This is a genomic window from Campylobacter sp. CNRCH_2014_2849 (assembly GCF_025772845.1).
Classification (GTDB): Bacteria; Campylobacterota; Campylobacteria; order Campylobacterales; family Campylobacteraceae; genus Campylobacter_D; species Campylobacter_D lari_D.
In genome coordinates this window covers 197,220-220,522 of sequence record NZ_JAKMSW010000002.1, presented here as the reverse complement: position 1 = coordinate 220,522, position 23,303 = coordinate 197,220, and the positions used below count along the sequence as shown (strand labels likewise).

Sequence of the window (23,303 nt, the reverse complement as noted above, 5' to 3'; positions counted from 1 at the left end):
ATATAGAGGAAAATATAGAGGAAAATATAGAGGAAAATATAGAGGAAAATATAGAGGAAAATATGAGCGAAATTTTAGACGATACACAAGATGAGTTTGCAAATTTAAATGAAAATGATATTATGTTGGCTTTAGGCGAAGAGCTTGCTCCAGCTATTGTAGAAAAGAAAGAAGAAAATAGATTAAGCACTCAAGAAAAAATAGAAAATTTACAAGAAGATGAAATGGTAAATGAGCTTAGTAAGAGTATAGCTCAAACCATTACTTCAAGTATTACTGATGATACTTTAAAGGCAGCCTTGAAAGGTATGAAGATGAATATAAACATCAATATAAGCTTTGATGAGGATAAACATTGAGCGGTCAAATTTTAATTATTTCAGGGCCAAGTGGAGCAGGTAAGAGCACCTTGCTTCAAAAACTTTTTAAAGAAAAAGATAATATTTATTTTTCTATTTCAAGCACAACAAGAGCTCCTAGGGAAAATGAAAAAAATGGAGTAGATTATTTTTTTATCAGTGAAGAAGAATTTAAACAAGGTATAGAAAAAGGTGATTTTTTAGAATGGGCTTTAGTGCATAAAAATTACTATGGTACATCGTTAATTCCTGTAAAAAAAGCATTGCAAGAGGGTAAAAGTGTCATTTTTGATATAGATGTGCAAGGCTTTTGCATAGCTAAAGAAAAAATGCCTAATTATATTACTTCTGTATTTATCACAACTAAAGATAAAAAAGAACTTGAAAAAAGATTGCTTAAGCGAAATACTGATAAAATAGAAGATATTAGCAAAAGATTAGAAAATGCTAGTGATGAAATGGCTTATTTGGATCGATATGATTTTTTAATCATAAATGATGATCTAGAAAAAAGTTATAGGGAGTTAGAAGCAGTTTTTGAAGCTTCAAAATTAAAAAGTACAAAACATGATTTAAAACAAATTCAAATTCAATGGAATAAAGGAGAATAAAATGCATATGCCAAGTGGAACCCAATGGTTAATCATATTACTTATTGTAGTATTACTTTTTGGTGCTAAAAAAATTCCAGAGCTTGCTAAAGGTTTAGGAAAAGGTATTAAAACTTTTAAAGATGAAATGAATACTGATGATGATAAAAAAATCGTTCAAGAAGATGCACAAAAAATTGAAAAAATCAACGAGAAAGATGTGCTGGTAAAAGAAAATAATGAAGAAACAAAAAAAGCTTAAGGCGATATGTTGAAAACTTTAGTTTATAAAGAAATTAAAGAGAAACTAGGAAGAGATTTTATCTTAGAAAATCCTAAGAATAAAAATTTAGCCCATTTTGCTACACCTTTGGCTTTTTCTTTAGCTAAAGAATTAAAGCAAAACCCTATAATAATTGCTAATGATATTGTTGCTAAGTTAAAAGATTGTGATTGTTTTGAAAGTGTAGAGGCTTTAAATGGTTATGTAAATTTTAAGCTTTCAAAGACTTTTTTAAATTCTTTGGCTACGCAAGCTTTGAGTGATAGTGAAAATTTTGCAAAAGATGAAAAAAAAGAGCAGAGTTTTTTGCTTGAATATGTTAGTGCAAATCCAACAGGACCTTTACACATAGGGCATGCTAGAGGGGCTATTTTTGGTGATACTTTAACTAGGGTTGCTAGACATTTAGGATATAAATTTGATACAGAATATTATGTTAATGATGCGGGTAATCAAATTTATCTTTTAGGTCTTTCTATATTGCTTGCAGTAAAAGAGCATTGTTTAAAAGAGCAAGTTCGATATCCTGATGAGTATTATAAAGGTGAATATATCATAGATGTGGCAAAAGAGGCTTTTGCTGAATTTGAAAAAGATTTTTTTATAGAAGGAAATATTCCACAATTAGCGCTTTGGGCTAAGGATAAAATGCTAAAAATTATTAAGCAAAATTTAGCCGATGCTAAGATATTTATTGATACTTATGTGAGTGAAACAAGCTATTATAGTAAATTAGAAAATACTTTAAAAGCCTTAAAAGAGCATGGTGGTACTTATGAGCAAGATGGTAAAATATGGCTTGCATCAAGTGCTAAAGGTGATGAAAAAGATCGTGTGATTATTAAAGATGATGGAAAAGGAACTTATTTAGCTGCTGATATAGTTTATCATAAAGATAAAATGAGTCGTGGTTATGATAAGTGTATCAATATATGGGGGGCTGATCATCACGGCTATATAGCTAGAATGAAAGCTGCTATGGAATTTTTAGGTCATGATAGTCAAAATCTTGAAATTATCTTAGCACAAATGGTTTCATTGTTAAAAAATGGCGAGCCTTATAAGATGAGTAAAAGAGCAGGAAATTTCATTTTAATGGGTGATGTTTTAGAAGAACTTGGTAGTGATGTACTAAGATATATTTTTATCAGCAAAAAATGTGATACGCATTTGGAATTTGATGTAGATGAGTTTAAAAAAGAAGATAGCTCTAATCCTGTGTATTATATTAATTATGCTCATGCGAGAATTCATCAAGTATTTGCCAAAGCAGGCAAGAGTGTAAATGATGTTATATATGCTAAATTTGAGAGTTTAAATGAAGATGGTATGAATCTTTTGTTTGAAAGTTTAAATTTAAAAGCAGTACTTAATGATGCATTCGAATCAAGAGCCTTGCAAAAAATTCCTGATTATTTAAAAAATTTAGCTTCTTTATTTCATAAATTTTATAATGAAAATAAAGTTGTTGGCTCAAGCAATGAAGATGAGCTTTTAAAACTTTTTGCCATATGTGCCTTGAGTATTAAAACAGCTTTTGCGCTTATGGGAATAGAGGCAAAGAATAAAATGAATCACGATTAATTTTGATCGTGATTTTTGCTTTTTTTAATACTTCTTGTCATCATAAAGCTTTGTTCAAAAAATAAAAGCAAGGTTATGCTTACTCCTACTGCTAGAGCTAATGTTACCGAAAGTGTTGTAAAGAAATAATCAAAAAAATGAATCAAAAAATTAGTTTTTTCGCCAATATCCTCTGAGCGTATAAAAGAAATCAAATACAATATAGCTTTGTATGCGTAAATTCCGGGTATCATAGGGATAAGAGCGGGAAAAGCTATAATTTCAGCAGGTGTTTTAAAAATCTTAGCCAAAAACAAACCAAGACAACCTATGCTAAAAGAAGCTACAAAGGTCGCAATAGCTAAAGTTTGAAAGCCAAAATACCCCATTAGAGTAAAACGCATACCATGTGCTATAGCGGCTAATATGGCTGAGAGTATGAGTGTTTTAAAGGGTGGATTACACACATAAGCAAAACCAAATCCTGTTAAAGCTGCAAAAAACATATCCCAAAGTATAGAAGAATAATCAATCATCTTAAAATTCCAAAGTCACTAATGCTAAGAGTGGTATAAATTCCAATGGCAATACAGCATACTAATATCACCACACTAATAATACGACTAAAACCCATAAGTATGTGATCTTTTAAAATATCTATAATTGAGTTTATAAAATAAACTCCAGGTATTAAATACAAGATACTAGAACCCAAAGCAATATTTGCTTCTTGTATAAGCTTTAAATCCACTCCAAAAAACACAATAAAAGAAGATAAAAAAGAGCAAAAAATATATTGAATTCTTAAATCAATTTTTATTCTAGTGAGTAAAACTCTCAAACTAAAACCCACCAAAGTAGCTAAAAATACAAATAAACATCCATAAAAATCTCCCCCAAATAGCTTACAAAAGGCCGAATTTGCTGCTGAAACTAAAAATAAATTAGCTAAAAAAGGATTTCTTTTGGTTTGTTTGAGTTTTAAAAGAGAAATTTTGGCTTCTTCTAGGTTATATTTATGATCATGAATTTGCCAACTTAATGCACTAAGTTCTAAAATAAGTTTAAAATTAATATGATTGTGTTTGTTAGGTATGATGTAGGTTCTTTGTATAGAATTGTCATCTTTATCAAAAATATTTAGCGTAGTATGATGAAAGAAAAAATTCATATTAATTTCATAACCATACGCATTAGCTATCCTTCCAACGCATTTTGCTACTCTTGCTGTGTAAGTTCCTGCACTTAGAAAAACGCTAATATATTCGATTAAAAAATTAGTTAAATTTTGAATTGATGGTTTTTGCATAAATATTCTTTAAAATAGTTTTTAAAGATTTTATCAAAATTAAAATATAAAATCTTATAAATTTAAAATATTTTTGTAAAAATATTAAAAATATATGCACTAGGTAATTTAAGGAAGTTAATAAAATTTAAGTGCGATTTTTCTTTTTTTGTATATAAATATAAGTAGCTAAAAGCATACTTGTAAAAATAATACAAGCAATAATAACAAAATGTAGATATTCTTTAAGTAAGTCTTCATTTTTACCTAAAATATAACCTAATATAAGTAAAATTAAACACCAAATTCCAGCTCCTAAACTAGTATAAAATATAAATTTTTTCAAATTCATTCTTGCAAGTCCAGCAGGTAAAGAAATGTATTGACGCAATCCAGGGATTAATCTACCACTAAATGTTGATATTTCACCATGTTTATTGAAAAAGGTTTCAAACTGAGCAAATTTTGTTTCATTAACTCCAAAATATTTACATATTTTTAAAACAACATTACGCCCTAAAAAATAACATAAGTAATAATTTAATAAAGCACCCAAAAGAGCTCCAAAAGTCCCACAAAGTAGACATAACCAAAAGTTAAGTTCGTTTTGATGAGCTAAATATCCAGCAGGTATCATCACTACTTCACTAGGAAAAGGAAAAAAGGAGCTTTCTATAAACATAAGAAAGATAATCCCCCAATAACCCCAATCTTTTGCAAGAGTAAGTAAAAAATCTATAATATCACCAAGCATAAACACCCTTTAATTTTTTAAACTAATGATATAAATTTAGTTTTAATGTTTTAAAAATATAGCATGGCTTTTGCACAAATGACTATTAAAATGCATAAAATCAATGCAATCAAGTGAGATTTTAAAGGATCTTTTCTTTTTAAAATTTTTATAAAAAACAAAGAATAACAAGTTAAAGCTAACATTGTTATTAGTAGCAAAAGCTTGATAAATAAAAATACTCCAAAATTGCTTGCAAAAAAATCCCAAAAAGAATTAAATTCATAAAAACTTAAAAGATAAAAACCACTCAATAAAAGCAAGATAAAAATACCAGCAAAAATAAAAATACTTGATTTGGTATAGGCTTTTTTAATTTTATCGCAATCTTCTTTGCTTTCGTGTTTATAAGCAAAGCAATAAACACAAACATCAAAAAATACATAGGCTATAAAAAATATAGCACAGATAAGATGAATACAAATAAAAATAAAATGCATAACTAATCTCCTTAAAAAATCATAGCACAATTTTAAGGAGATGTAAAATTAAAGTTTTTCTAAAATTTGGATAGTTTTGATTTTATCTCCTGCTCTAATGCTATCTAGTACTTCTAAACTTTCTTTGTCTTCAGGATTGATTTGTCCAAAAATAGTATGCACTCCATCTAAATGAGGCTGTGGGCTGTGACAAATAAAAAATTGTGAACCACCTGTATCTCTACCAGCATGAGCCATAGATAAACTACCTCTTAAATGTTTGTGTTTTTGATCGTCACATTCACATTCTATCTCATAACCAGGACCACCTGAACCTATACCATAAGGACAACCACCTTGTATTACAAAATTTGGAATCACACGGTGAAAAACAAGCTCATCATAAAAACCTTCATTAGCTAAATTAGCAAAATTACACACAGTTTGTGGTGCTTCATCGGGAAATAATTCTAATTTCATATCACCTTTTTCGGTGCTAATGATAGCAAAATTGTATTTTTTTGCATCTTTTATGTCGATTTTTTTAAGCATTTTTTGCTCCTATTCTATGTTGGTATAAACTGCTTGTACATCATCATCATCTTCTAATTTATCAAGCAATTTTTCAATATCAAGAAGTTGCTCTTCGCTAAAGCTTACGGGGTTATTAGCAAGATATTCAAGTCCTGCTTTTTTAAACACTAAGCCTTTTTTTTCTATGGCATTACTAAGCTCACCAAAAGCAGTGTAATCACCTATAATTAGTAATTCTTCATCATTTTTCTCAAGTTCTTCAAGTCCTGCATCAATGAGTTCAAGTTCAAGTTCTTCTAAATCTCCATCATATTTTTCAAGATGAAAAACAGCTTTGTGTGAAAACATAAAAGTTAAAGAGCCATTTTGTAAAATTTCTCCACCATTTTTGCTAAAAATTGCTTTTACATTAGCCACTGTGCGTGTAGGATTATCACTCATACACTCAACAATGATTAAAGCCCCATGTGCTGCTTTTCCCTCATAGTGGATATTTTTAATATCAGCACTATCTTTTCCACTTGCTCTTTTAATAGCTGCATCGATATTGTCTTTTGGCATATTATTAGCTTTTGCAGTAGCTATGGCACTACGAAGCTTTGGGTTCATATCAGGATCAGCTCCGCCTTCTTTTGCTGCTACTTGTATAGCCTTTGCAAGTTTTGGAAAAAGTTTGCTCATTTTATCCCATCTTGCTTCTTTAGAGGCTCTGCGATATTCAAACGCTCTTCCCATAAATTCTCTCTTTCTTATATTGTTTTAAAGTTAAAAGTATAAACTAAGAAGTCTAAATTTGATTTTAAAGGAGCAAAAGAGTGATCAGAAAAGCTAGGAAAGATGATGTTAAAAAATGCATACAATTACTTGCTTTGGCAATGGATCATTTTATATATAAACTTAGTGGCTATAATGATCATCAAAAAGCCATAGAGGTTTTAGAAAATTTCTTCACTCAAGAAAATAATCGTTTAAGCTATGAAAATATATATGTTTATGAAGAAGATAATGAAATTTTAGGTGTGATTTGTTTTTATGATGGGGCTTTGGCAGATGAGCTAGATAAGCCTTTAAATGAGCATTTAGAATTTTTAGGAATTAATGAAAAAGTTTTAAAAGAATGCGAAAATGAGTTTTACTTAGATAGTATTTGCGTGGATGAAAAGGCAAGAGGGAAAGGTATTGCTAAGAAATTGATTAAATATGCCTTCAATGAAGCTTTGAAAAATGGTAAAAAGCTTTCATTAATCGTAGAAGATGAAAATATAAATGCAAAAATGCTTTATGAAAAAATGGGTTTTAAATTTATAAAAAATAAAATTTTTCACGCTCATAAATATGAATACAGAGAAAAAGGAGAATAAATGATTATAAAAACTAAAAATATTAATTGTCAAAGTTGTGTAAATTTAATCAAAGCTTCATTGGAAGATGAATTTGGTGCTATGCAAATAAGTGTTGAAAATAAAAGCATAGAGATTGATTTAAAAGCAGAGCAAGTTGAAGAGTTTAAAAAACAATTGCAAGATTTAGGTTTTGAGACAGATGAAGCATGAGTTAAAGCTAAAAATAGGCAATATGACTTGTGTTAATTGCTCTAATGCTATAGAAAAAGTTTGTGCAAAAATTGACGGGGTAGAAGATGTAAGTGTTTCTTATGTCAATTCTAGTGGAGTGTTTTTGCTTAAAGATTTATCTTTAGAAGCAAAGATCAAAGAAAAAATCAAAGCTTTGGGTTTTGAAATATTACAAGAAGAACAAAATTTATACGAATTTAAACTCAAAGAGCTTAAAAATATGAAAACAAAGCTTATTATGAGTATAATTTTAAGCTCTATTGTGATGTATTTTGAAATGTTTGTTCAAGGAAATGTTTCTGCTTTAATTCAAATGTTTTTATCTATGATAGCGATTTTTTATTGTGGAAAAGGTTTTTTTATCCACGCTCTTAAAGGATTAAAACATAAAAATTTAGATATGAATACCTTGATATCCTTAGGTGCTTTTACTTCTTTTATATATTCTTTTTTTGTGTATTTTGAGGTATTTAGTAAAGATGGTTATTTGTATTTTAGTGGCGGAGCGATGATTGTAAGCTTTGTTTTATTAGGTAAATACTTAGAAGAAAAGGCTAAAATTAAATCCTTAGAATATCAAAACAAACTAAAAAATATAGATATTAAAAAAGCTAATATAATCTTAGAAGATGCAAGTATAAAAAGCATACCTAGTGCTTTTGTAAAAGAAAATGATGTGATTTTAGTGAAAGAGGGTGAAAGCGTTGTTGTTGATGGGGTGATTATAGCAGGCGAGGCTGAGGTTGATGTGAGTTTTTTAACAGGAGAATTTTTACCACTTTTGAAAAAGCAAAATGATGAAATTCTAGCAGGAAGTGTGTTGATTAATGGAAGCTTAAAGATTAAAGCTAGTAAAAAGGCGATTGAAAGCTCATTAGAACAAATTAAAGATCTTGTTTTTAAAGCAGGCAATATCAAAACACCTTTAGCAAATTTAGCTAATAAAATTTCAGCTTATTTTGTAGCTTGTATTATTGTTTTATCGCTTTTTGTGTTTGTTTTTTGGTATTTTAAAGAAGGAGTCAACGCAGCATTTTTACATGCTTGTGCCACTCTTTTAATCTCTTGTCCTTGCGCTTTGGGCTTAGCAACTCCTATAGCCATAGTTAGTGCTTTAGCAAATGGTGCAAGAAATTTTATCTTAGTAAAAAATCCAGCGGTATTAGAGAATTTAGCTAGTATAAAACTTGCTATTTTTGATAAAACAGGCACTTTAAGTCAAGATGATTTAAGTGTTTATAAGCATGATCTAACTCAAGAAAATTTTCAAAAACTCACGCAAATTGAAAATTTAAGCTCACATCCAATCGCAAAGGCTTTTACTAAAAAATTGAATGTAAATTTAAATTTACAAGGAAAATTAAGTGTTTTAGTGGGTAGTGGTTTGCTTTATGAGGAAAATGATGATAAATATTTAATAGGCAATGAAAAATTAATGCTTGAAAATAGTGTTGATATACAAAAAAGCAAGCAATTTTTGCAAGAATTTGAAGATCAAGCACCTATATGTTTGTATTTTGCAAAAAATAATATTTGTCTTGGCGGGGTTTGTTTAAAAAATGAACTTAAAAACGAAGCTAAAAATTTGATAGCAAATTTAAAACAAAAAGGTATAAAAAGTATTATTTTAAGTGGTGATAATAAAAAAAGTGTTACTAAAATAGCAAATGAGCTTAATGTTGATGAATATTATTCTGATTTAAAACCTGAGCAAAAACTTGATTTCATAAAAGAAAAAATCAAAAAAGAAAAAGTTCTTTTTGTAGGAGATGGTATCAATGATGCTCCTGCTTTAAATTTAGCTAGCGCAAGCATAAGTTTTTCTAAAGCAAGTGAGCTTGCTAAAAAAAGCGGAGATTTGATTTTGATAAAAGATGATTTATCTTTAGTAGCTTATTGTTTTGAGCTTTCTCAAAGAACTAAAAATATCATCAAACTTAATCTTTTTTGGGCTTTTGTTTACAATGCTTTATGTATTCCCATTGCGGCAGGTCTTGTGCCATTTATAAGTTTTAGTCCGCATTTGGCAGCTTTAGCAATGTGTTTTAGTTCAGTAACGGTTGTAGTCAATTCTTTAAGATTGCGTTAGATATTTCAGTTTTATTTAATATTTGTTGTATTATATTAATATAATTTTAACAAAAAGGAGTATTTAATGAATTGCAATTGTAGTTTTTCTATGATGAGTGTAATAAGATATTCTAAAATGATTATCTTGCTTACCGTTGCCTCTTTGGCTGCTATTGTTGTTTTTGGTAATATAACTGATTATAATTCAAATTTTCAGTTTGTAAAACATGTTATGAGTATGGATACTAAGCCTGATTATTTAGGTAATGCTATTATTTATAGGGCTATTACAAATTCTACGATCCATCATATTGCCTATATCTTTATTATTTGTTTTGAAGCTTTTATTATGCTGACTGCTTTAAAAGGTGCTTTAGATATGTTTAAAGCAAGAAATTTAGATGCAAAAACTTTCCATGAAGCTAAAAAATTTGGAATCATTGCTTTAACTTGTTGTTGTTTGTTATGGTTTTTTGGTTTTCAAGTGGTGGCTGCAGAGTGGTTTGGCATGTGGATGAGTAAAACTTGGAATGGTTTGCCTGATGCTACTAGATTAGTAACCTATATGCTTTTAGCGTTAGTTTATATTAGTATTAAAAACGATGATTAAATCACAAACTCTCTGTTGAGGGTTTGTGGAAAATATAAAATGTTTTTATAATGATTGAGCTTGTAAATATTTACTTCTTCTTTTTTTGTAATTGTTCCATAATTTAAAAAACAAAAAAATTAAAGCTAGACTCAGTACTAAAAAATGTGGAATTTGCGGTATTTTTGCAGATAAAAAATAATGCCAAGATACTAGTAAAAAGCAAAAATAGCCAAGTTTTCTTATCTTACTTAATTTTTTAAAAAGCTTAAATGAGCTTATAAACATAAGTGTGAGTATGAAAAAGCTTATAAAACCACTAAATTCTAAATTTTTACTAAAAGTATCTTTGAAAAAAAGCATTAAATCTAAATTTTTACTAAAAGCAAAGTAATTAAAAAAGTGAATCAAAGCCCAAAAAAATGCATAAAAACCTAAAAATTTAGGGTAATCTTTTGTGTGTTTATACTTTAAAAGTGAAAAAAATAGGCTTAACCCAAAAAAGATTAAGCCAAATACACCACTATAAAAATATACAGATTTTACAATATCAAATTCTTGCATGATTTGATAAACACTAAAAACAATACTTAAAACAAAAGCTAAAAATCCACTGATATTATAAACTTTTTTGCTCATTAAAAATTAACCTTTAAATCCATATCTTTATACAAATGCGCTACTTCTTTTTCATAGCCATTAAACATTTGCGTAGGCTTAGTGAAAAAATCTCCCAAAGGACGCTCATTTGCTTGAGACCATCTTGGGTGAGAGACATTTGGATTAACATTAGCATAAAATCCATATTCTCTAGGGTTTGCTAACTCCCATGTGCTTTTAGGTTGTTCTTTGGTAAATTCTATTTTTACAATAGATTTTATACTTTTAAAGCCATACTTCCATGGAACTACAAGGCGAATCGGTGCTCCATTTTGTCCTAATAAAGGCTTTTTATACATGCCCACAGCCATAAGTGTTAGTGGGTGCATAGCCTCATCTAATCTTAAGCCTTCTACATAAGGATAATCAAGAGTTGGAAAAAATGAGGCTTGATCGGCAAATTGATTTTTATCAAAAAGAGTGGTAAATTTTATAAATTTAGCTTCACTTTTAACTTTACATTTTTCTATTAAAGCACGCAATTCAAAACCAACCCAAGGCACCACCATGGACCAAGTTTCAACGCAGCGAAATCTATAAATTCTCTCTTCTAATGGAAAAGCCAATAAATCTTGCATAGTTAAAGTCAAAGGTTCTTCAACTTCCCCGCTAACTTCTATTTTCCAACCATTTGTGTTGAAATTTTTTGCAAGCTCAACAGCTCTTTTTTTATCAGTAGAAAATTCATAAAAATTAACATAATTAGTTGCAATTTTTTCTTCACTTAAATTTAATTTTTCATTGTTAGGATCAGGAAAGAAATTTAATGCCATTAATTCAGATTGAACTAAAGCTGAACTAACTAAAGCTCCAGCACCTAGTTTTAAAAAATGGCGTCTTTTGTTATATAATTGTTCGTTTGTGATATTCATGAAGCATCCTTTATATATTTTGTTATATTAAAACATATAAAGGAAAATAGAAGGATAATTTTTATTATTTTATAAAAAATATTTTTAAAAAATTACCTCATTATTTTCAGATAGAGCAGGGTTGTTTTTTGGAAATGGAGAAGTATTGGTGTAGTACTCTCTTTGTTTTTCATAAATTCCTTGATAAACCCCTTTTGGGATGATAAATTTTCTAGCGCTATCAGGATAAAGTTCTAAGTATTTTGTTAAAAATTCTTTAAAAACCGGCGCAGCAGTTCTTGCCCCACCTTCTATTTGTTTCATAGGCTTATTATCATCATTTCCATACCAAATGATAGCTTCTATTTCAGGAGTTAAGCCACAAAACCACGCATCAATGCTTTTATTTGAAGTGCCTGTTTTTCCAGCTATTTCAATCCCTTCTACTCTAGCATTACGCCCAGTGCCTTTTTTTACAACATTTTGCATCATATCATTGACTAAAAAGGCTTGTTCAGGTTCGCTGATTTTTTTTTCTCCGGAATTAAATTCTACTACTATTTTACCATTTTTATCGATTACTCTTTTAATGAGTAATAAGTCTTTTTGCACACCATAGTTTCCAAATACCGTGTAAAGTTTAGCATAATCATAAATGGAAATTCCAAAGCTACCCAAAACTATAGATAAATCAACTGGTATGTTTTCAAAGCCCATAAATTGAAGCTTATCGTGGATTACATCAAGTCCTAGGGCAAGAGCTAAATTTATGGTAGCTAGGTTTCTTGAGCCAGTTAGCGCTTCTTTTAAACTTATGAGTCCTAGAAATTTTCCACCATAATTTTTAGGTTTCCAATCTTTCTCATCTTTTTTAGTACTTTCAAAAATTCTTGAAATATCAGCAACCTTACTCATAGGAGAATAGCCCATGTCAATGGCAATTTGATATAAGAAAGGCTTAAAAGAACTCCCCGGTTGTCTTAAGCTTTGAGTGGCGCGGTTGAAATTACTTTTTGTGTAATTTACCCCGCCAACTAAGGCTAAAATGTCTCCATTTTGATGATTTGCTACTATCATAGCTCCATTGAGTGTGCTTAAATTTGCATCTTTATCTCTTTTAACTATTTCATCATAGCCAAATTTTAAAGCTTCTCTTGCAATATTTTGCACATCAAGATCAATGGCAAGCTCTATTTTGTAGCCACCACTTTTTAAGTCTTTAATCCCGCTTAGTTGTTTTAAAACTTCTTGAGTAACATAAGGGGCTGCATTTTGTGTTAAAGTATCATCATATACTTTTGGAATTTCTTTTAAGGCGTTTTCATACTCTTCTTTAGAAATCCAACCAAGATTATACATTCTTTGTACTACGCTATTTGCTCTAGCTAAAGAAAGATCTAAATGTCTAGTAGGATCATAAGTACTTGGAGCCTTTGGCATACCTACCAAAATAGCAATCTCTTTTAAACTAAGCTCATCTAAATTTTTTCTAAAATACCCAAGCGCAGCAGTTTTTACTCCATAATATCCATGTCCAAAGAAGATGAAATTTAAATATCTTTCTAAAATTTGCTCTTTAGTTAAAGTATTTTCTATCTTATATGCAAGCAAAGCTTCTTTTAGCTTTCTGCTCAAAGTACGCTCAGGAGTTAATTCTGTGTTTTTTATGAATTGTTGTGTAAGAGTGGAAGCTCCTTCCATAGTTTTTCCACCGCTTCTTATGATTTTAATGGCTGCTCTAAAAATCGCATCTATATTAACCCCACCATGTTCAAAAAAGCTAGTATCTTCAATGGCTACTAAAGCCTCTATAAGTCTTGGAGGAAGTTCTTCATAAGGAGCATAAAAGCGGTGTTGCTCGAAAACATTTGCAACTAATTTTCCATTTTTATCAAAAATTTGTGTTGTAAGAGGTGGTTTATAATCTTTAAAAGTGTATTGATTTAAATCAGAATCAGAAAATAAATATGCAATAAATATAAAAACTCCAACCGCACACACTATACAAAAAGAAAGAAATATTTTTAAAATTTTTATCATAAAAATGCTTTCAAAAGTTCTATATTAAGCCCTAGCGCTGTACTTTGATGACCTATGATTTTTTTAATGTATTTTTTATGAAATCCCTCACACATCACAGCTCCGGCTTTACCTTGATAAAGTTTTGACTCAATGTATTCTTGCATATCTTTTAAATCAAATTTATCTAAGATCAAATCACACTTGCTAAGATTAAAAATCTTTTTATCTTCTAAAACTAAAATCATTGCACTTAAAATGCTAATGCTTTTACCACTTTGTAAATTGAGCATATTAAAAGCTTCATTATCGCTTTTAGCTTTAGTAAGAATGATATTTTGAGTACAAACTATACTATCAGCAAATAAAACATTTTTAAAATCAGGATATTTTGCAAAAAATTGTCTTTCTTTTTCTAAAACAATTTTTTGCACATAAGAGCTTGGATTATCTTTTTTTATTAAACTCTCATCATAATCGATAATAATTTGTTCAAAAGCGATATTTGCTTCTTTTAATAAAGCAACGCGTGAAGGCGAACTTGAAGCTAAATAAAGCATTAAGCAAGACTTTCTTCTATAATTTTTCTAGCATGATCAAGTGCTTGTTCTATTTTACTTGTATCTTTACCGCCAGCTGTTGCAAAATCATCTCTACCGCCACCGTTTCCACCAAGCATTTGTGCAATTTCTTTTACCAAAACACCAGCTTTTAACGAAGTGTCTTTAACACCTGCTGCTATGATAATCTTACCTTCTTTTTCTTGTAAAAGTAAAATCACAGCTTTGCTAAATTTGTTTTTAAACTCATCTATCATAGTTTTTATATCACCATTATCTATTTTTTGCACACAATATTGAATACCATTTAGTTCTTTAGAGTTTAATTCTGTTTTGTTTGAATTTTTTAATTCATTTTTTAAACTGGCTATTTCATTTTTTAATTTTGCTACATAGCCTAAAATATCTTGAGTTTTTAACTCTTCTTTGGCTTGATTAAGCTCTTTTAAATTTTCACTAACATAATCAAGCGCAGCTTTGCTCACCACCGCTTCTATCCTTCTAACCCCAGCACTAACACCACTTTCTTTGATGATGTAAAAACTTCCTATTTCAGAGCTATTTTTCACATGAGTACCACCGCAAAGCTCTTTGCTAGCTCCCAGGGTTAAAACTCTTACTTTTTCTTGATATTTTTCACTAAATAAAGCTATTGCACCGCTTTTTTTAGCTTCATCTAAAGCTAAAATTTCAATTTTAGCTTCATTTGCTTGTATGATGTAAGTGTTTACTAAAGCTTCTATTTGCTTTAATTCTTCTTTATTTAGAGCTTTTGGATGAGTAAAATCAAATCTTAATTTATTATGTTCTACTAAAGAGCCTGCTTGGCTAATGTGTGAGCCAAGAATTTCTCTTAAAGCATGGTGTAATAAATGTGTCGCACTATGATGTCTTGCGATTTGTTCTCTTTTTTTAGTATCTATGCAAGCTAACACTTCATCGTTTGTTTTAAGATCTTGTTTTAATTTCACTTGACTAAGATTAATATCAAAGAATTTTTGTGTATCTAAAACCTCATTTTCATTGATAAAACCTATATCAGCACTTTGCCCTCCACTTGTTGCGTAAAATGGAGTTTTTTCAAGCATTAACCACGCTATATCTCCTGCCTTAGTTTCGGTTATGATTTTAAAATTTTCATCCAAAATAGCCATGATTTTAGTTTTTTCTTCATAATTTTCATAACCACTAAAAGTATTTTTGCCAAATTTTTCTAATAAAACTTTAAAGTCCCCGCTAACCGCTTTATCCCCACTTCCTTTCCAAGAAGCCTTAGCTCTATCTTTTTGTTCTTGCATAAGCTCATTAAATTTAGCCTCATCTATACTAAGATTTTTTTCTCTTAGCATATCTTGGGTTAAATCAAGCGGAAAACCATAAGTATCATAAAGTTTAAAAGCTACTTCACCACTAAAAATATCTTTAGTTTTTTTAAGCTCTTCGTTAAAAATTTCTATACCATTTTCAATAGTGCTTAAAAATCTTTCTTCTTCTAGTTTGATTTGTTCTTTAATAAATTCTTTTTTTTCATTTAAGTAAGTATAATGCCCACCCATTAACTCACAAACTACATCTACAAGCTCATACATAAAAGCTCTCTTAAGACCTAACAAATATCCATGTCTTAAGGCACGACGCATAATTCTTCTTAAAACATAGCCCCTGCCTTCTTTATCAAACCCAACTCCTTGAGCAAGTAAAAATACACTTGATCTTATATGATCAGCAATTACTCTATAACTAGCTCCGCTTTCATAAGTATAAGTTTTACCGCAAAGTTTTACAATACTCTCAATAATAGGCATAAACAAAGAACTATCAAAATTACTAAATTTTCCTTCTTTTATAGCACTAACTCTTTCAAGCCCCATGCCTGTATCAATACTTGGTTTTGGTAATGGAGTAAGCGTTCCATCTGCACTTCTTTCATACTGCATAAAAACTAGGTTCCAAATTTCTAAGAACCTATCTCCATCTCCACCCATATAATCTTCACTAGAATTAAAATGCTCAGCGCCTTGATCATAAAAAATTTCACTACAAGGCCCACATGGTCCAGTATCGCCCATTTGCCAGAAATTATCTTTATCGCCAAATTTATAAATTCTTTCTTTTTCTATATGTTTTTGCCAAAGCTCATATGCTTCATCATCACTTTCATGAACGGTTACATATAATTTTTCTTTAGGTAATTTTAAAACTTCAGTTACAAATTCCCAAGCATAAGCAATGGCTTGTTCTTTAAAATAATCTCCAAAACTAAAATTCCCAAGCATTTCAAAGAAAGTATGATGTCTTGCCGTATAGCCTACATTGTCTAAGTCATTATGTTTTCCACCGGCTCTTATACAAGTTTGACAGCTTGTTTTACGCGGAGGATTAGGGCGTGGTACTTCTCCGGTAAATATGCTTTTAAAAGGTACCATACCTGCATTAGTAAAAAGTAAAGTCACATCATCAGGCACCAAAGGGCTTGAAGGAGTGATTTCGTGTCCTTTTGATTTAAAAAATTCTAAATATTCTTTTCTTATATCCATAGATTTTCCTAGCTAGTTTTTTGCTTAAAATAATACCAAAAATACTTTAAATTAAGTAAAACTATCTTATAATCATGATTTTAAATTTATAAGGTTAATATAATGAAAATTCCTTTTATAGACTTAAATGCTCAATATAATGCTTATAAAAATGAAATCGATGAGGCTATTGGTGAAGTTTTACAAAGCACCTCTTTTATAGGTGGTACAAAATTAGAAGAATTTGAAAACAATTTGGCTAAATATGTAGGTGTTAAACATGCAATAGGCTGTTCAAGTGGTACAAGCGCGTTATTTTTAGCCTTGATGGCTTTGGGTGTGGGTAGGGATGATGAGGTAATAGTGCCAAGTTTTACCTTTATAGCTACGGCTGAAATGGTTGCTCTAATCGGTGCTAAGCCTGTTTTTGTAGATATTGATTTTAAAGATTATAATCTTAGCTTAGAAAAAGTTCAAAGCGCTATCACGCCTAAAACTAAAGCTGTAATTGCTGTGAGTATTTTTGGGCTTATGCCTGATATATTTGCTTTAAAAGAACTTTGTAAAAGTCAAAACATTGCTTTGATAGAAGATAGTGCGCAAAGTTTTGGAGCTAGTCAAAAGGGTATAAAATCATGTGCTATAGCTGATATATCTTGCACGAGTTTTTTTCCGTCTAAGCCTTTAGGTGCTTATGGAGATGGCGGGGCGATTTTTACCAAAGATGATGAATTAGCGCAAAAAATAAAAATTTATTTAAATCATGGACAAGTGCAAAGATATAAGCATAAATACATCGGTATTAATGGAAGGCTTGATACCATCCAAGCGGCTGTTTTAAATGTGAAATTAAAATACTTAGATGAAGAGATTAAAAAAAGAGAAGTAATAGCAAAAGTTTATGATGAAAATTTAAAAAATTGTATTTTACCGCCAAAAAAAGATGATTTTGTGAGTGCTTGGGCTCAATATAGCGTGCGTGTAAAGAATAGAGAAAAATTCATGCAAAAATTACAAGAGCAAGGTATACCTACTGCGGTGCATTATCCTTTGGGGCTTCATTTGCAAGAAGCTTTCGATTATCTTGCTCATAAAAAAGGTAATTTGCCAAATACGGAGCTATTAAGTGATGAAATTTTATCCTTACCTATGAGTGCATTTTTAAAAGAAGAGCACCAAGCTAGAGTGATTGAGGCTTTTAAATGAAAATAGGGCTTATAGGCCTTGGTAAAATGGGTAAAAACCATTTAAGAGAACTCGAGCGTAATTTAAAAGTAAAAGAAATTCATCTTTATGATCCTTTTTGTAAAGATAAATTTAAACACTTTTTTCATAAAAATTTTGATGATTTTTTAGCACAAAATCTTAATGGTGTTATCATTGCCACGCCTACTCATACGCATTTAGATATAGCTTTAAAGGTTTTTCCTAAAATAAAAAATGTTTTAATAGAAAAGCCTTTGGCATTAAATGTAGATGAAATTTTAATTTTAGAGCAAAAAGCTAGAGAAAATAAAGTCAGAGTAGGGGTGGGCTTTTGTGAGAGATTTAATCCGGCTATTTTAACTTTAAAAGAAAAACTTTTAGAAGATGAGATTATAAGTATTAACATACAAAGAATTTCTCCTTATCCACAAAGAATAAATGATGTGGGTGTTTTAAGTGATCTTAGTGTGCATGATATTGACTTAGTTAGATTTTTAAGTCAAGAACAAATTTTAAAAGCAAATGTTTATAAAAGCTTTCATCATGATAAATTTGAAGATGAGGTAATGATAAGTTTAAAATTGGAAAATATTTTAGCAAATATCCATGATAGTTGGAATGGACAATGCATTATAAGAAAGATCACACTTTTAGGTAAAAAACATACTTATGAACTTGATCTTAAAAATTTTGAACTTTTTATTAATATGCAAAAAATTCCAAATTTATATAAAAATTCTCCTTTATATGCTGAGCATGAGGCTTTTTTCGAGTTTTTACAAAATGGGGTTTGTGAAAATTTGGCTAGCATTGAAGATGCTTTGAGAGTACAAGAAATTTTAGAAGGTGTTTGATAGTGAAATATGTCTTTTTTTTAAATATGGGTGGAGTGAATAAACTTGACGAATGTGAAGTTTTTTTAAAAAATATGTTTAATGATCCTTATATTTTAGGGATAAAAAATGTTTTTTTAAGAAAATTTGTAGCCTTTATAATAAGAAAATCAAGATTAAAAGCTATGAAACAAAACTATGAAAAAATGGGTGGGAAATCCCCACTTACTCAAATCACACAAAGTTTATGTGATAAATTAAATTCTAAAACTAGAGAATATAAATTCGATTTTATTAGTCTTTATGTACCACCTTTTGCAAATGAGGTTTTTTCAAAATATGATTTTCAAAAAAATGATGAAATTATTTTATTTCCTCTGTATCCTCATCATTCTAAAACCACTGTAACTAGTTCTTTAGAAGTAGTGGAAAATGAGCTAAGAAATATCCAAAACCAAGCTAATGTAAAAATCATTGATGTTTTTTATAAAGATGAACTTTATAATGAAATGATTATAAAGCATATTTTAGAAAAAAAAAGAGAATACGATTATAAAACTTTGATTTTTTCTGCGCATTCTTTACCACTTTCAGTGATTAAAAAAGGTGATTTGTATGAAAAACATGTGCAAGAGCATGTGGATATTTTAAAAGGAAAACTTAAAAATAAATTTGACCAAATCATTTTATCATATCAATCAAAACTAGGTCCAGTTAAATGGCTTGAGCCTAACACAAGTGATATTTTAGAAAGTTTAGATCAAAAAGCTTTGATTTATCCTATATCTTTTTGTATAGATTGCTCTGAAACGATTTTTGAGCTTGGAGTTGAATATAGGCACTTAGCAAAAAGCGATTATGAGCTTATTAAATGTCCTAATGATAGTGATGAGTTTATAGAGTTTATTTTAAATCAAGTAAAAATATAGTTTTTATATTAATGTTTTATAGCGGTATTAAAAAACATATATTTTTTTCTCGGGATATTTTCTAAATTCCAGTTTGATAGTTTTTGATTGAAATTTATACATCCACTAAACATACTTTGTGTGTTTATAACACTATCAATATTCCAATTGTTTAAATCTTGATTAAATTTTGGAGTTTTTGAAAAAGGAATTTTGAAAATAGATTCACAAAAAAATGCATATTCCATCCATAATACATTTGAAACATCCCAGCAATGAATTTTAAGCTTTTTTGTTGTAGTTATTTAGAGCTTGTTGGATCTTATATCCTAAAACACTCCTTCAATATTGTCAACATTGCTTGTATCTATATTTTTAAGCGGAATATCTGATAGTATCAAATATTTAAGAGTTTCTTTTGTTTTTGGTTTGTGGATTATCTTTTTTGATTGCAGTTTGAGTAAATACAATATAATTAAAAACACAAGTAAAGTTATAAATAATAAAACCCAATGTTTTAAATAAGCGAAACAAAAAATCAATATAAAAAAAGATTATTATTGTAATTTTATTTTTTAATGTCATTGTTTTTGTTTTCTATTGGTTTTAAATAACTTTCTTTAATCAAAAGATTTACTGTATCTTTAAACATAGGTAAAGCACTTTGTGCGGCATAATAACTATAAGCTTTGGTAGGATGTCTTACTAAAACTCCAATGGTATAGGTATTTTTCTCATCATTTGCAAAGCCAAAAAACGAGGCATTATAGCGATTTGAAGTATAGCCTTTTCTTTCAGCAATCCTAGCTGTACCCGTTTTTCCACCTATAATGATACCTTGAGTTCGTGCTTTTTTACCGGTTCCTTTTTCTATAACATTAATTAAAATTTGCTGCATTTCTTTGGCAGCTTTGCTTGAAAGAATTTTTTCTTTTTTAACTTCATCATCAAGTTTTATTAAACGCCCATCTTGATAAATTTTATTTGCAATTTGTGGGGTGATGTAAATTCCATCATTGTTAAATACATTATAAGCAGCTAAAAGTTGTATAAAAGTTGTTTTCAAGCCATAACCATAACTTAATACAGATTTTTCTACTTCTCTTAATCTTTTTGGATTTGGTATTTCTCCTTTTTGCTCATAAGGAAGATCAATACCGCTTTTTTCTCCAAAACGAAAAATTCTAAGGCCTGAGATAATTTCAAGATTACTTAATCTTTGGGCAATTTTAATCATACCGACATTTGAAGAGTAGGTAATAACTTCTTCCATGCTCATTTTGTTTTTTTTGTGATCATCGCGTATGGTAAAACGACCAAGTTTGTATTGTCCACCTTGAGTATCAATGATTTCATCAACTTTGATTTTATCAAGCATTAATGCAGTGGTAAATATAAAAGGTTTTATAACAGATCCTGCTTCATAGCCATATTCTATGGCACTTGCATTGAGCACAGATAGATCTTTTCCGCGATTTTGCGGATCGTATCTTCTTGAGCTAGCAAGTGCTAGAATTTTTCCGCTTTTGCTTTCCATGATGGCAACTATAATTTCATTGGCTTTTAGATCTTCATTTCTTTTATCGATAGCTTTTTCTAAACCTTTTTGAAGTTTTAAGGAAATATTTAAGTATAAATTACAACCATCTATTTTGCGTTGTTCATAAGAATGCAAATTTAAGATAATATTACCACCTATATCTCTTAAACCTTGAATTTTAGCATTTTGCAAAGGATTTAAACATTCATTATAGTATTTTTCCAAACCTTTTATGCCGACATTTTTAAAAATTTCACTTTGCTCATCCATATAGGTTCTTGTGTAGCCTATGATTGGAGTAAGTGAATCTTTTGGCATATATACACGATCTTCTTTGTGTTCTATAATATCAAGCCCTCTTGTCTCCACTCTGCCATTATTATTTGTGAAAGATTTAAAAAAACCTTGAGTATAAAGTTTTTTAGCTAGTTCTTTTAAATAACTTGCGTCTTTTGAGTTAATATCTTGGAGTAAAATAAAATTATAACTTCTTTTTTTCTTTGCAAGCATTCTTTTTTTTATATCTTGCATTTGTTCATCACTTGCGCCACTATAAATTTGAAAAAGAGTTAAAAATAAATCCTTTTTATCAGGATTCAAGCTCCTTAGATCAATTTCAGCTCTATAAATTTGCCTACTAGAAGTTACGGTAAAATTATCGCTTGTGATGATATTACCTCTAAGAGCGGAAAAATATTGTTCTTTTTGAGTATTTGGTATATGGCGTTTTGAGGTTAGAAAAAAAGTAGAAAGTAAAAACAAGGCCATAAAAAATAGAGCCATACAAAAAGCAAAAGCTACCTTTGAAACTCTATTTCTAATGGTGTTTGAAAGCATATATTAAATTTGAGTTCTTGAAATTTCTTTATATGCGTTTATAGCCTTATTTCTAACTTCAAGCATAAATTTCATACTTGATTCAGCTTTGCTAATCGCAATTGCTGCTTGGTGTAAGTCTTTTACTTCACCTGTTGCGATATCTACCATAGCAGCTTCAGCTGTTTCTTGAGTTTTATTAAGATCATTGATGGAATTTTTTAATAAACTCGAAAACTCATCTCCTATGTTGCTTGTGTTGTTATTATTGTTTTTGTTATTAACATTGTTAAATTGATTTATACCATTAATAGTGTTCATTTATTAACCTCTTAGTAAATCTATCGCACTTTGTGCTATAGTTTTGGTGCTAGTAAAGGCACTTACATTAGCTTGATAAGCTCTTGTTGCTTCTATTAAATCGGCCATTTCAATAACAGGATTTATATTTGGATAAGCAACATAACCTTGTTCATTCGCATCTGGATGAGATGGGTCAAATTTCATACGAAAATCTTTATCATCTCTTACAACTTTATCAACTACTACGCTCATTATAGCAGGTTTTGCATCTTTTTGTGAAGCAGGATCGTTTAAAGGATTTTCATATTCTAAAAAATTATTATCTTTAGCGATTTGTTTATTTAGTAATTCATTAAAATCAGTTGCTTTAAAAATCACTTCTCTTCTTCTATATGGACCACCTTCTGCTGTTCTAGTAGTATTAGCATTAGCTATATTTGAGCTAATTACATTCATTCTAAAGCGTTGAGCACTAAGTCCATATCCACTAATATCAAAATCACTTAAATAAGCCATTATTTTTCTCCTAGCCTAATTTAGAGCTTGTTTCTATGATGGTTGAAAAAATATTACTTTGTCTTCTTAAAATACCATCTAAAGCAGAAATCATCATAGTATTTTTGCTCATTTCAGTAGTTTCTACATCAAGATCTACTGTATTTGCGTCATTTCTTGCCAAATGCCCATCTCTTAAATAAATAGTTGATTTATTAGGATCTGGAAATTTCCAAGGTTTTTGATGATTCGTATTTGTGCTTGCTAATTCAAGCTCTTTAGTATCTTTTTTTTTGAAAATTTCATTTGCTCTATTAACTAAAGCAGTTTCAAATTCTATATCTCTTGCTTTATAAAAAGGAGTATCAACATTTGCAAGGTTAGAATTAATCATTTGACTTCTTAGGTTTCTTCCTGCTAAAGCATCAACAATAAGTTCTTTTGACTTAAAAGGGCTTATCATAATTTTTCCTTTAAAATAAAGCTTTTATAGACTAAAAGCAAAAATCATTCCAAAATATTTATGCAATTTTA

General features: G+C 29.5%; 26 protein-coding genes and 1 pseudogene. 11 read left to right on the top strand and 16 right to left on the bottom strand.

Features of this window, described 5'->3' with window-relative positions; all coding sequences use genetic code 11:
- The 4 genes and pseudogenes from L8X33_RS02525 to argS form a co-directional block, all read left to right on the top strand.
- A pseudogene (locus tag L8X33_RS02525) lies at window positions 1–359 on the top strand (highly acidic protein); the annotation flags it as partial.
- Entirely contained in the window at window positions 356–970 is a 615-nt protein-coding gene (gmk, locus tag L8X33_RS02520; protein ID WP_220566902.1) for a guanylate kinase, read from the top strand. The pseudogene L8X33_RS02525 and the gene gmk, both read left to right, overlap by 4 nt.
- Window position 971: 1 nt before the next feature.
- The gene (locus L8X33_RS02515) at window positions 972–1,211 is read left to right on the top strand and encodes a twin-arginine translocase TatA/TatE family subunit (protein WP_133318671.1); all 240 of its coding nucleotides are present in this window, start codon (window positions 972–974) and stop codon (window positions 1,209–1,211) included.
- A gap of 6 nt (window positions 1,212–1,217) precedes the next feature.
- Window positions 1,218–2,816, top strand: a complete 1,599-nt coding sequence (gene argS, locus L8X33_RS02510) for an arginine--tRNA ligase (RefSeq protein ID WP_412175222.1) — start codon at window positions 1,218–1,220, stop codon at window positions 2,814–2,816.
- Here the strand turns inward: argS and L8X33_RS02505 are convergent.
- The 6 genes from L8X33_RS02505 to L8X33_RS02480 form a co-directional block, all read right to left on the bottom strand.
- Window positions 2,813–3,331, bottom strand: coding sequence for a threonine/serine exporter family protein (locus tag L8X33_RS02505; protein WP_263669857.1), 519 nt, complete (start codon window positions 3,329–3,331; stop codon window positions 2,813–2,815). The two genes, argS and L8X33_RS02505, sit on opposite strands and share 4 nt — an antisense overlap.
- Entirely contained in the window at window positions 3,328–4,104 is a 777-nt protein-coding gene (locus L8X33_RS02500; protein WP_133318674.1) for a threonine/serine ThrE exporter family protein, read from the bottom strand. The genes L8X33_RS02505 and L8X33_RS02500 overlap by 4 nt, the downstream gene beginning before the upstream one ends.
- 127 nt (window positions 4,105–4,231) lie before the next feature.
- A complete protein-coding gene (locus L8X33_RS02495) occupies window positions 4,232–4,837 on the bottom strand; it encodes a DedA family protein (RefSeq protein ID WP_263669856.1) in 606 nt (201 codons plus the stop codon).
- 50 nt (window positions 4,838–4,887) lie between these two features.
- A complete protein-coding gene (locus L8X33_RS02490; RefSeq protein WP_263669855.1) occupies window positions 4,888–5,316 on the bottom strand; it encodes a trehalose-6-phosphate synthase in 429 nt (142 codons plus the stop codon).
- Window positions 5,317–5,364: 48 nt separating this feature from the next.
- On the bottom strand, window positions 5,365–5,847 hold the full coding sequence (locus tag L8X33_RS02485) for a peptidylprolyl isomerase (RefSeq protein WP_133318677.1): 483 nt from the start codon (window positions 5,845–5,847) through the stop codon (window positions 5,365–5,367).
- Between the two features lie 9 nt (window positions 5,848–5,856).
- A complete protein-coding gene (locus L8X33_RS02480; RefSeq protein WP_263669854.1) occupies window positions 5,857–6,564 on the bottom strand; it encodes a YebC/PmpR family DNA-binding transcriptional regulator in 708 nt (235 codons plus the stop codon).
- An 80-nt stretch (window positions 6,565–6,644) separates the two neighbouring features.
- Here L8X33_RS02480 and L8X33_RS02475 point away from each other — a divergent pair, with 80 nt between their 5' ends.
- The 4 genes from L8X33_RS02475 (at window position 6,645) to L8X33_RS02460 (ending at window position 10,083) form a co-directional block, all read left to right on the top strand.
- Window positions 6,645–7,190, top strand: a complete 546-nt coding sequence (locus tag L8X33_RS02475) for a GNAT family N-acetyltransferase (protein ID WP_263669853.1) — start codon at window positions 6,645–6,647, stop codon at window positions 7,188–7,190.
- Window positions 7,191–7,382, top strand: a complete 192-nt coding sequence (locus tag L8X33_RS02470; protein WP_263659023.1) for a cation transporter — start codon at window positions 7,191–7,193, stop codon at window positions 7,380–7,382. It abuts the gene before it with no gap.
- Entirely contained in the window at window positions 7,372–9,492 is a 2,121-nt protein-coding gene (locus L8X33_RS02465; protein ID WP_263669852.1) for a heavy metal translocating P-type ATPase, read from the top strand. The genes L8X33_RS02470 and L8X33_RS02465 overlap by 11 nt, the downstream gene beginning before the upstream one ends.
- A 66-nt stretch (window positions 9,493–9,558) precedes the next feature.
- A complete protein-coding gene (locus tag L8X33_RS02460; protein ID WP_220566893.1) occupies window positions 9,559–10,083 on the top strand; it encodes a DUF2165 family protein in 525 nt (174 codons plus the stop codon).
- A gap of 45 nt (window positions 10,084–10,128) precedes the next feature.
- Here L8X33_RS02460 and L8X33_RS02455 read toward each other — a convergent pair whose 3' ends face one another.
- The 5 genes from L8X33_RS02455 to alaS all read right to left on the bottom strand — a co-directional run bounded on the left by L8X33_RS02455 (window position 10,129) and on the right by alaS (window position 16,689).
- The gene (locus L8X33_RS02455; RefSeq protein ID WP_263669851.1) at window positions 10,129–10,701 is read right to left on the bottom strand and encodes a sulfite oxidase heme-binding subunit YedZ; all 573 of its coding nucleotides are present in this window, start codon (window positions 10,699–10,701) and stop codon (window positions 10,129–10,131) included.
- Window positions 10,701–11,594, bottom strand: a complete 894-nt coding sequence (msrP, locus tag L8X33_RS02450) for a protein-methionine-sulfoxide reductase catalytic subunit MsrP (protein ID WP_133318683.1) — start codon at window positions 11,592–11,594, stop codon at window positions 10,701–10,703. Before msrP ends, L8X33_RS02455 begins: the two co-directional genes overlap by 1 nt.
- A gap of 84 nt (window positions 11,595–11,678) precedes the next feature.
- Window positions 11,679–13,610 carry a PBP1A family penicillin-binding protein gene (locus tag L8X33_RS02445; RefSeq protein ID WP_263669863.1) on the bottom strand — a complete coding sequence of 644 codons (1,932 nt, stop codon included), beginning with the start codon at window positions 13,608–13,610 and terminating at the stop codon, window positions 11,679–11,681.
- A complete protein-coding gene (gene maf, locus L8X33_RS02440; protein ID WP_263669850.1) occupies window positions 13,610–14,152 on the bottom strand; it encodes a septum formation inhibitor Maf in 543 nt (180 codons plus the stop codon). The genes L8X33_RS02445 and maf overlap by 1 nt, the downstream gene beginning before the upstream one ends.
- The gene (gene alaS, locus L8X33_RS02435; protein WP_263669849.1) at window positions 14,152–16,689 is read right to left on the bottom strand and encodes an alanine--tRNA ligase; all 2,538 of its coding nucleotides are present in this window, start codon (window positions 16,687–16,689) and stop codon (window positions 14,152–14,154) included. The genes maf and alaS overlap by 1 nt, the downstream gene beginning before the upstream one ends.
- A gap of 108 nt (window positions 16,690–16,797) precedes the next feature.
- On the opposite strand from alaS, the gene L8X33_RS02430 reads away from it, so the two are divergent.
- Genes L8X33_RS02430 through hemH form a run of 3 tightly spaced genes read left to right on the top strand, consistent with a single transcriptional unit; the run spans window position 16,798 to window position 19,636 of the window.
- Entirely contained in the window at window positions 16,798–17,874 is a 1,077-nt protein-coding gene (locus L8X33_RS02430) for a DegT/DnrJ/EryC1/StrS family aminotransferase (RefSeq protein ID WP_263669862.1), read from the top strand.
- Entirely contained in the window at window positions 17,871–18,728 is an 858-nt protein-coding gene (locus L8X33_RS02425; protein WP_263669848.1) for a Gfo/Idh/MocA family protein, read from the top strand. The genes L8X33_RS02430 and L8X33_RS02425 overlap by 4 nt, the downstream gene beginning before the upstream one ends.
- A 2-nt stretch (window positions 18,729–18,730) precedes the next feature.
- A complete protein-coding gene (gene hemH, locus L8X33_RS02420) occupies window positions 18,731–19,636 on the top strand; it encodes a ferrochelatase (protein ID WP_263669847.1) in 906 nt (301 codons plus the stop codon).
- An 8-nt stretch (window positions 19,637–19,644) separates the two neighbouring features.
- Here the strand turns inward: hemH and L8X33_RS02415 are convergent, their stop codons facing one another.
- From L8X33_RS02415 to flgB, 5 genes are all read right to left on the bottom strand, one after another.
- The gene (locus L8X33_RS02415) at window positions 19,645–19,896 is read right to left on the bottom strand and encodes a BspA family leucine-rich repeat surface protein (RefSeq protein ID WP_263669861.1); all 252 of its coding nucleotides are present in this window, start codon (window positions 19,894–19,896) and stop codon (window positions 19,645–19,647) included.
- Between the two features lie 287 nt (window positions 19,897–20,183).
- A complete protein-coding gene (locus L8X33_RS02410) occupies window positions 20,184–21,992 on the bottom strand; it encodes a peptidoglycan D,D-transpeptidase FtsI family protein (RefSeq protein ID WP_220566884.1) in 1,809 nt (602 codons plus the stop codon).
- A 3-nt stretch (window positions 21,993–21,995) separates the two neighbouring features.
- The gene (gene fliE / locus L8X33_RS02405; protein ID WP_133318690.1) at window positions 21,996–22,292 is read right to left on the bottom strand and encodes a flagellar hook-basal body complex protein FliE; all 297 of its coding nucleotides are present in this window, start codon (window positions 22,290–22,292) and stop codon (window positions 21,996–21,998) included.
- Between the two features lie 3 nt (window positions 22,293–22,295).
- Window positions 22,296–22,790: a flagellar basal body rod protein FlgC gene (gene flgC, locus L8X33_RS02400; RefSeq protein ID WP_133318691.1), complete on the bottom strand. Its 495-nt coding sequence runs from the start codon at window positions 22,788–22,790 to the stop codon at window positions 22,296–22,298.
- Window positions 22,791–22,800: 10 nt separating this feature from the next.
- Window positions 22,801–23,232 (bottom strand): flagellar basal body rod protein FlgB, encoded by a 432-nt coding sequence (gene flgB, locus L8X33_RS02395; RefSeq protein ID WP_263666131.1) that lies wholly within the window; start codon window positions 23,230–23,232, stop codon window positions 22,801–22,803.
- Window positions 23,233–23,303 lie beyond the last annotated feature (71 nt).

Bases quoted from the DNA above. Each gene is read 5' to 3' on its own strand.
- flgB (WP_263666131.1), bottom strand. From the start codon at position 23,232: ATGATAAGCCCTTTTAAGTCAAAAGAACTTATTGTTGATGCTTTAGCA.
- L8X33_RS02485 (WP_133318677.1), bottom strand. From the start codon at position 5,847: ATGCTTAAAAAAATCGACATAAAAGATGCAAAAAAATACAATTTTGCT.
- L8X33_RS02495 (WP_263669856.1), bottom strand. From the start codon at position 4,837: ATGCTTGGTGATATTATAGATTTTTTACTTACTCTTGCAAAAGATTGG.
- flgC (WP_133318691.1), bottom strand. From the start codon at position 22,790: ATGGCTTATTTAAGTGATTTTGATATTAGTGGATATGGACTTAGTGCT.
- L8X33_RS02460 (WP_220566893.1), top strand. From the start codon at position 9,559: ATGAATTGCAATTGTAGTTTTTCTATGATGAGTGTAATAAGATATTCT.
- L8X33_RS02490 (WP_263669855.1), bottom strand. From the start codon at position 5,316: ATGCATTTTATTTTTATTTGTATTCATCTTATCTGTGCTATATTTTTT.
- L8X33_RS02515 (WP_133318671.1), top strand. From the start codon at position 972: ATGCATATGCCAAGTGGAACCCAATGGTTAATCATATTACTTATTGTA.
- maf (WP_263669850.1), bottom strand. From the start codon at position 14,152: ATGCTTTATTTAGCTTCAAGTTCGCCTTCACGCGTTGCTTTATTAAAA.
- L8X33_RS02470 (WP_263659023.1), top strand. From the start codon at position 7,191: ATGATTATAAAAACTAAAAATATTAATTGTCAAAGTTGTGTAAATTTA.
- L8X33_RS02505 (WP_263669857.1), bottom strand. From the start codon at position 3,331: ATGATTGATTATTCTTCTATACTTTGGGATATGTTTTTTGCAGCTTTA.
- L8X33_RS02500 (WP_133318674.1), bottom strand. From the start codon at position 4,104: ATGCAAAAACCATCAATTCAAAATTTAACTAATTTTTTAATCGAATAT.
- msrP (WP_133318683.1), bottom strand. From the start codon at position 11,594: ATGAATATCACAAACGAACAATTATATAACAAAAGACGCCATTTTTTA.
- L8X33_RS02425 (WP_263669848.1), top strand. From the start codon at position 17,871: ATGAAAATAGGGCTTATAGGCCTTGGTAAAATGGGTAAAAACCATTTA.
- L8X33_RS02455 (WP_263669851.1), bottom strand. From the start codon at position 10,701: ATGAGCAAAAAAGTTTATAATATCAGTGGATTTTTAGCTTTTGTTTTA.
- fliE (WP_133318690.1), bottom strand. From the start codon at position 22,292: ATGAACACTATTAATGGTATAAATCAATTTAACAATGTTAATAACAAA.
- L8X33_RS02465 (WP_263669852.1), top strand. From the start codon at position 7,372: ATGAAGCATGAGTTAAAGCTAAAAATAGGCAATATGACTTGTGTTAAT.
- L8X33_RS02410 (WP_220566884.1), bottom strand. From the start codon at position 21,992: ATGCTTTCAAACACCATTAGAAATAGAGTTTCAAAGGTAGCTTTTGCT.
- L8X33_RS02480 (WP_263669854.1), bottom strand. From the start codon at position 6,564: ATGGGAAGAGCGTTTGAATATCGCAGAGCCTCTAAAGAAGCAAGATGG.
- argS (WP_412175222.1), top strand. From the start codon at position 1,218: ATGTTGAAAACTTTAGTTTATAAAGAAATTAAAGAGAAACTAGGAAGA.
- alaS (WP_263669849.1), bottom strand. From the start codon at position 16,689: ATGGATATAAGAAAAGAATATTTAGAATTTTTTAAATCAAAAGGACAC.